This is a genomic window from Limibacillus sp. (genome assembly GCA_037379885.1).
In the GTDB taxonomy this organism is placed as follows: domain Bacteria; phylum Pseudomonadota; class Alphaproteobacteria; order Kiloniellales; family CECT-8803; genus JARRJC01.
Genome location: JARRJC010000074.1, coordinates 1 through 6729, shown reverse-complemented (window position 1 = coordinate 6729; position 6729 = coordinate 1). Strand labels below are relative to the sequence as shown.

Here is a 6729-nt window from a genome sequence, read left to right as displayed (position 1 = left end):
AGTGCTCCCCTTTCGGTCCGGCGCGAACCCAATCTGATTAAAGCTTAGCAGCATATAACAGGCCGCAAATGAGCCTATTACATCCCCGATGGAGTGGCTCTTCGAAATATCTTGCTTTCCTTGACACAAGATTTCCTTAGATCGTGACAGCCAGTCCTCGTCGGCAATTGCAACGGTGCCTTCGATGGCGGCAGCAGTCATCCTCAAAGCTTTTTGTAATGAGCTTTTCCAAGTAGCCAGCGAGCGATTGTCCTTTAATCGATACCACTCTTCAGCGCCCGAAACCTGTTCAAGCGCAGACTTGAACCGAAGCAAATCCGTATAGGAGGTGCGTTCTGATTTGATCAACGCTTTTCCTACTGATCGAGGAAACTCCGTAGCTTGCGGCTCCGGCTTGGGTGCTTGAGCTTGCGCAGCGCCTTCGCTTCGATCTGGCGGATGCGTTCGCGGGTGACGGAGAACTGCTGGCCCACTTCCTCGAGCGTGTGGTCGGTGTTCATGCCGATGCCGAAGCGCATGCGCAGCACGCGTTCCTCGCGCGGCGTGAGCGAGGCCAGCACGCGGGTCGTGGTTTCCTTGAGATTCTCCTGAATCGCGCTGTCCAGCGGCAGGACGGCGTTCTTGTCCTCGATGAAATCACCGAGCTGGCTGTCTTCCTCGTCGCCGATGGGCGTCTCGAGGGAAATCGGCTCCTTGGCGATCTTCATCACCTTGCGGACCTTCTCGAGCGGCATCTGCAGCTTCTCGGCCAGTTCCTCGGGCGTCGGCTCGCGGCCGATCTCGTGCAGCATCTGACGTCCCGTGCGGACCAGCTTGTTGATGGTCTCTATCATGTGCACGGGGATGCGGATGGTGCGCGCCTGGTCGGCGATAGAGCGGGTTATGGCCTGCCGGATCCACCAGGTGGCGTAGGTCGAGAACTTGTAACCGCGGCGGTACTCGAACTTATCGACGGCCTTCATCAGGCCGATGTTGCCCTCCTGGATCAGGTCCAGGAACTGAAGGCCGCGGTTGGTGTACTTCTTGGCGATGGAGATCACCAGGCGCAGGTTGGCCTCGACCATCTCGGTTTTGGCCTTGCTGGCCTCACGCTCACCGGTGCGCACCGTGTTGACGATGCGGCGGAACTCGGAGATCGGCAGGCCGCTCTCGGCGGAGACCACGGCGATCTCCTGGCGGAGAGCGGCGATCTTGTCGGCTTCCTTCTCGGCGAAGGCGGCCCAGTTCTTGCCCCCCTCCTTGACCATCTTGTCGAGCCAGGCGGGGTCGATCTCGTTGCCGTAGTAGTTGTTGAGGAAGTCCTCGCGCTTGACCTTCTGCTTTTCGGCCAGACGCAGCAGCTGCCCCTCGAAACCCATCAGGCGCTTGTTGATCTCATAGAGCTGCTCGACCAGCTGTTCGATGCGCGCGTTGTTGAAGTGCACGCCGTCCATCAGCTCGATCAGTTCGTGGCGCAGCTTGTCGTAGCGCTTCTCGGTGGCCGTGGGCACGGTGTCGCCGGCATGCAGGATGTCGAGGCGCTTGCCCTGAAGCTTGGAGAGCTTCTTGTAGGTCGCCGCGATCTTGTCGAAGGTCTCCAGGACTTCCGGCAGCAGGGCCTGTTCCATGGCCGCGAGCGAGAGGTTGTTCTCTTCCTCTTCGTCCTCGTCGTCGCCGTCCGACTTGCCCTCGCCGTCGCCGTCTTCCGACTCGTCGGAATCGCCGGACTCCTTGTCCTCATCCTCGTCCTCGTCGGCGGCCTTGGCCGAGCCGTTGGCCTTCTTGGCCGCAGGCTTCTCCTCGGCCTCGTCTTCCTTGGACTCGTCCTCCTCGGCGGTGGCGGCGTTGGTCTGGGCGCTCTCGGGCCCGCCGCCGTAGGTGGCGTCCAAATCGATGATGTCGCGCAGCAGGATGTCGCCGTTCTGCAGCGCCTCGCGCCAGTAGAGCAGCGCCTCGATGGTCAGCGGGCTTTCGCAGATGCCGCCGATCATCTTCTCCCGGCCGGCCTCGATGCGCTTGGCGATCGCGATCTCGCCCTCACGGGACAACAGCTCGACCGAGCCCATCTCGCGCAGGTACATGCGCACCGGATCGTCGGTGCGCCCGATGTCCTCGTCATCGACGTTGCCGCCGGCCTTGCCGCCCGACTCTTCGCTGTTGTCGTCGCCCTCGGCCTCTTCGTTCTCGATCAGGGTCACGCCCATCTCGGAGAGCATGGCCATGACGTCTTCGATCTGCTCGGAAGAAACCTGGTCGGGAGGCAGAACCTGATTCAGCTCGTCATAGGTCAGCGTGCCGCGCTCCTTCGCGCGGGCGACCATCTTCTTGACGGCTGCTTGAGTAACGTCGCCGAGGCCGCCGTCGCCGGATTCCTCGCGCGTCTCGTTTTCCTGGTTGTCGTTTGCCTGCTTCGCCATCCGGTCCTCGATACCCCCCAGTCCTGCTGCCCCGCTCGGCCTGCCCATTGCGGCGTCCATCCGGACGCCTCGCCCCTGGCAGGCGAATGCCGGCTGCCCAAACCCCTTCCGCGCATGACGGCGGAGGTTCGGAAAGCCGCCGCTAGCTCCCCTTAGCGCCGTCCGCCATGGCGAGCCGGGCCAAATTCTCGTCGGTCATCTCCTCGGCCAGACGGCGTCTGGCGTCATCGGTTTCCGCTTCGCTCTGATGCTTCTGCGCAAGGGCGAAAACTTCCAGCCAACCGGCCCGCGCATACCCCAAGTCGGCATCCGGTTTAGCAAAGGCCCCATGCGTGTAGAGCTCGCGGCTGAGGAGCCTCTCCAAAAGCCCCTGATAACCTAGATCGTTGAGGTGGCACCCCAGCGCCTCTCTGTCAAGGCCCGGATCGGCGGCGAAGGCGTCCAAAAGCGCCGTTCTCAGCTGCTTCAGGTCCGAAGAATTCAGCGCCACCAGCGCCAGCTTCTCGGCCAGTTCGTCGAGCAGGTCGGGATGATTGATCAGCGTCGCCAGCAGAAGTTCCTCCTGCCGGCGCGAGAGATTGTGGGTCACGCTGCTGCGGTAGCTGCGTCGCTGCGCGGCGATATCGGCTAGCAAGGGGCCGGTGATGTCCTGGTGCTTGGGCGGCTCGTACTCTTTGCGCCCGTAGCTGCCCCGCGTGCCGCGCCGCGCCCCTCCGGCGGCGGTCTTGGGCCGCTCGCGCAGGCGGTTGAAGACGGCGTCCAGATAGGCGCTGCGCACGTCCTCGTCCCTGATCTCGCGGAAGGACTCCTTGATCTCGGCAACGAACTTGGCGCGCTGATCCGGACGGCTGAAGTCGAAGGCGGCGGCCTTCACCCGCCAGATCGCATCGAAGAGCGATTCGCCAGCGGCCAGCACGTCGGCCAGGGCCTGGGCGCCCTTCGCCCGCAGCAGGCTGTCGGGGTCCTCGCCCTGAGGCAGGAAGCAAAAGCGCAAGGAGCGGCCAGGCCGCAGCAGGGGCAAGGCCCGCTCCGCCGCCCGCAGGGCCGCGCGCAAGCCCGCGCTGTCGCCGTCCAGGCAGAGCGTCGGCTCATCCGAGAGCTTCCACAGCTCTTGTATCTGCTCCTCCGTCACGGCGGTGCCCAGCGGCGCCACGGCGGCGGCGAAACCGAACTCGGCCATGGCGATCACGTCCATGTAGCCCTCGACCACCACCAGCCGCGCCTCCGCGGCGCCCGTGCGCGCGCTCAGCGCCTGACGCGCGTTGGCGAGGTTGTAGAGCAGCCGGCCCTTGTGGAAGAGATCGGTGTCGGGAGAGTTCAGGTACTTGGCGGGCGACTCGCCCAGCGCGCGCCCGCCGAAGGCGATGATGCGCCCGCGCCGGTCGGTGATGGGGATCATGACCCGGTTGAAGAAGTAGTCGCGCAGCGAGCCGTCCTCGGCCCGCTTCAGCAGCCCCGCGGCGATCAGCTTCTCGTCGTCGATGCCCTTGGCGTTCATGGCCTTCTTCAAAAGGCCGCGTTGGTCGGGGGCGAAGCCGATGCGAAAGCGTGTCCAGGCCTGCTTGGCGAGGCCCCGGCGCTCCAGGTAGCCGCGCGCCTCCTGCCCCTCCTCGGCGCGCAGACGCGCCTCGAACCAGGCGGCGGCGGCCTCCAGCACGTCATAGAGCGTGGCGGCGCGCTCGGCGCGCTCGCGCTCCTGCGGCGTCTCGCGCGGCACTTCCAGCCCCGCCTCCCCGGCCAGGCGCTCCACCGCCTCGGGGAAGCTCAGGCCCTCGGTCTCCATGGCGAACTTGATCACGTCGCCATGCGCGCCGCAGCCAAAGCAGTGATAGAAGCCCTTGGGGTCGCTGACGGTGAAGGAAGGGGTCTTTTCGTTGTGGAAAGGACAAAGGCCTGTGTGTTCGCGCCCGCGCTTGACCAGCTTGACGCGCCGCCCGACCAGATCGGACAGCGCCAAGCGGCTTCGCAATTCGTCGAGAAAGGCGGGACTAAAGGCCATGCCTTGCGATCAGCTCCCTTTCGAGGGGCGACTCCCCACAAGCGGGCAAGTCGGGATTCGGGCGGGGAGAATAGCAGAGCGGCCCGTGACCGCGCCAAGGCGCAGCAGGGGCCGCAAGAAGAATAGCCGGGACACTTTGTGGAAAAGCTTGGGGATAAAGCCCCGGCTCCGCCGGTTCAGGCCAGCTTCTGCTTGACCGTCCGGCTCGCCAGCCCGAAGTCCATGCGGCCCGGAAAGCGTTCCTTCAGCGCGCCCATGACGCGGCCCATGTCCTTGATGGAGGTGGCGTCGAGCTCGGCGATCACGCCGTCGATCACCTGCTGGGTCTCGTCCTCGGACAGCGGCTGGGGCATGAAGCGGCGGATCACCTCGATCTCGGCCTTCTCCTTTTCCACCAGGTCGGGGCGACCGCCCTTGTCGTAGGCCTCGATGGAATCTTCGCGCTGCTTGATCATCTTCTGCAGCATCTCGAGGATCTCGGGCTCTTCGATGCCCTCGGTCTGTCCGCGGCCCCGCGCGGCGATGTCACGGTCCTTGAGCGCGGCCAGGATCAGCCGGAGCGTGGAGGTCCCCGCCGAGTCCTTTTGTTTGAGCGCGACTTTCAAGGCGTCGTTCAACTGACTGCGCAGCATGAATCTTTTCTCCCTCGAGGCCCTCTGCAATAAGGGGCCTTCCCTTGGACGGCGGCGGAGACTAACGGAAAGCGTCCCGCTTGGCAAATCAGATGGCTCCCTATAAGTACCTGAAATAAATGGATAATTTTTTTACCTGCTGTTTGCTTGACCTTCCCGCTGCTCTCCCCTATCAAGGCCCCTTAGCACGACAGCAGGAATAGCGCTTGGTACGAAGGCCGTCGCGGCGACCGCCCGACCGGAAGTTTCGCGCGCGCGATCTCTAAACGGGTTCATCCGCGAACCCGGCGCAAAGCCACGCGAACCGTCCGGCCGACAGGGTGCGGCTGCGCCCGATCGAACCGAGGCCGGACCGGACGCCAGCAGGATTGAGGTAAGTGACATGACCGACGCCCCCGCCCCGACCCCGCCGAAAGGCGCAACAGCGGCCTTGGTTCTGGCGGACGGGACGGTCTTCTGGGGACGCGGCCTCGGCATCGCCGGTTCTTCGACCGGAGAGGTCTGCTTCAACACCTCGCTTACCGGCTACCAGGAGATCCTGACCGACCCCTCCTACGCCGGCCAGATCATCACCTTCACCTTCCCGCACATCGGCAACGTCGGCGCCAACCACGAGGACATCGAGACCGTGGCGCCCGCGGCGCGCGGTCTGGTCCTGCGCTGCGACATCACCGAGCCCTCCAACTGGCGCGCCGCCCAGCACCTGGACGCCTGGCTGACCTCAAGCGGCCTGATGGGCATCGCCGGGCTCGACACCCGCGCGCTGACCCGGCGCATCCGCGACGCCGGCGCGCCGCACGGCACCATCGGCCACGCCCCCGATGGCCCGCTGGACGTCAAGGCCTTGCAGCAGGAAGCCGCCGCCTTCTCCGGCCTGAACGGCCTGGACCTCGCCAAGGAGGTGACCTGCCTTCAGACCTATAAGTGGGAGGAGACGCCCTGGTCGCTCGAAGGCGGCTACGGCCAGCTTTCCTCGCCCAAGCACAAGGTCGTGGCGGTCGACTACGGCGCGAAGCGCAACATCCTGCGCAGCCTGGCGGGTCTTGGCTGCGAGGTGACCGTGGTCCCGGCCAGCGCCACGACCGAGGAGATCCTGGCCCACGAACCCGACGGCATCTTCCTGTCCAACGGTCCGGGCGATCCCGCTGCGACCGGCGAGTACGCCGTGCCGGTGGTCCGGGACCTGATCAAGCGCGACCTGCCGATCTTCGGCATCTGCCTTGGTCACCAGATCCTCTCGCTGGCGCTGGGCGCCAAGACCGAGAAGATGCATCTGGGCCATCGGGGCGCCAACCATCCGGTCAAGGACCTGGAGACGGGCCGCGTCGAGATCACCAGCCAGAACCACGGTTTCATGGTGAAGGAAGACAGCCTGCCCGAAGGCGTCGAGGCCAGCCACGTCAGCCTCTTCGACGGCTCCAATGAGGGCATCCGCCTCAAGGACAAGCCGGTCTTCTCCGTGCAGTACCACCCGGAGGCGAGCCCCGGCCCGCACGACAGCCATTACCTCTTCGAACGCTTCGTGGCGAACATCGAGGCGGCGAAATCAAAGGCCTGACCAGCAAGACCTGCCCAGGACCGGCAAGAAAGCGAGATTGAAGAAGCGATGCCAAAGCGTAACGACATCCACTCGATCCTGATCATCGGCGCCGGTCCCATCGTGATCGGCCAGGCCTGCGAGTTCGACTATTCCGGGGCCCAG

Annotated in this window: 5 protein-coding genes; 1 reads left to right on the top strand and 4 read right to left on the bottom strand. The window is 64.9% G+C overall.

Going from position 1 to position 6729, the window contains the following annotated elements; all coding sequences use genetic code 11:
• The 4 genes from P8X75_14015 to P8X75_14000 form a co-directional block, all read right to left on the bottom strand.
• Positions 1 to 348 (bottom strand): hypothetical protein (locus tag P8X75_14015; protein ID MEJ1996299.1); only part of this gene is annotated, 348 nt, incomplete at its 3' end.
• Between the two features lie 8 nt (positions 349 to 356).
• The gene (gene rpoD / locus P8X75_14010; protein ID MEJ1996298.1) at positions 357 to 2396 is read right to left on the bottom strand and encodes an RNA polymerase sigma factor RpoD; all 2040 of its coding nucleotides are present in this window, start codon (positions 2394 to 2396) and stop codon (positions 357 to 359) included.
• A 142-nt stretch (positions 2397 to 2538) separates the two neighbouring features.
• Positions 2539 to 4395, bottom strand: coding sequence for a DNA primase (dnaG, locus tag P8X75_14005; protein ID MEJ1996297.1), 1857 nt, complete (start codon positions 4393 to 4395; stop codon positions 2539 to 2541).
• Between the two features lie 176 nt (positions 4396 to 4571).
• Complete coding sequence (locus tag P8X75_14000) at positions 4572 to 5027, bottom strand: GatB/YqeY domain-containing protein (protein ID MEJ1996296.1); 456 nt, start codon at positions 5025 to 5027, stop codon at positions 4572 to 4574.
• Positions 5028 to 5409: 382 nt separating this feature from the next.
• On the opposite strand from P8X75_14000, the gene carA reads away from it, so the two are divergent.
• Positions 5410 to 6585, top strand: a complete 1176-nt coding sequence (gene carA / locus P8X75_13995) for a glutamine-hydrolyzing carbamoyl-phosphate synthase small subunit (GenBank protein ID MEJ1996295.1) — start codon at positions 5410 to 5412, stop codon at positions 6583 to 6585.
• Positions 6586 to 6729 lie beyond the last annotated feature (144 nt).

What these genes read in the sequence shown, in the direction of transcription:
- rpoD (MEJ1996298.1), bottom strand. Translation starts at nt 2,396, where the DNA reads ATGGCGAAGCAGGCAAACGACAACCAGGAAAACGAGACGCGCGAGGAA.
- dnaG (MEJ1996297.1), bottom strand. Translation starts at nt 4,395, where the DNA reads ATGGCCTTTAGTCCCGCCTTTCTCGACGAATTGCGAAGCCGCTTGGCG.
- P8X75_14000 (MEJ1996296.1), bottom strand. Translation starts at nt 5,027, where the DNA reads ATGCTGCGCAGTCAGTTGAACGACGCCTTGAAAGTCGCGCTCAAACAA.
- carA (MEJ1996295.1), top strand. Translation starts at nt 5,410, where the DNA reads ATGACCGACGCCCCCGCCCCGACCCCGCCGAAAGGCGCAACAGCGGCC.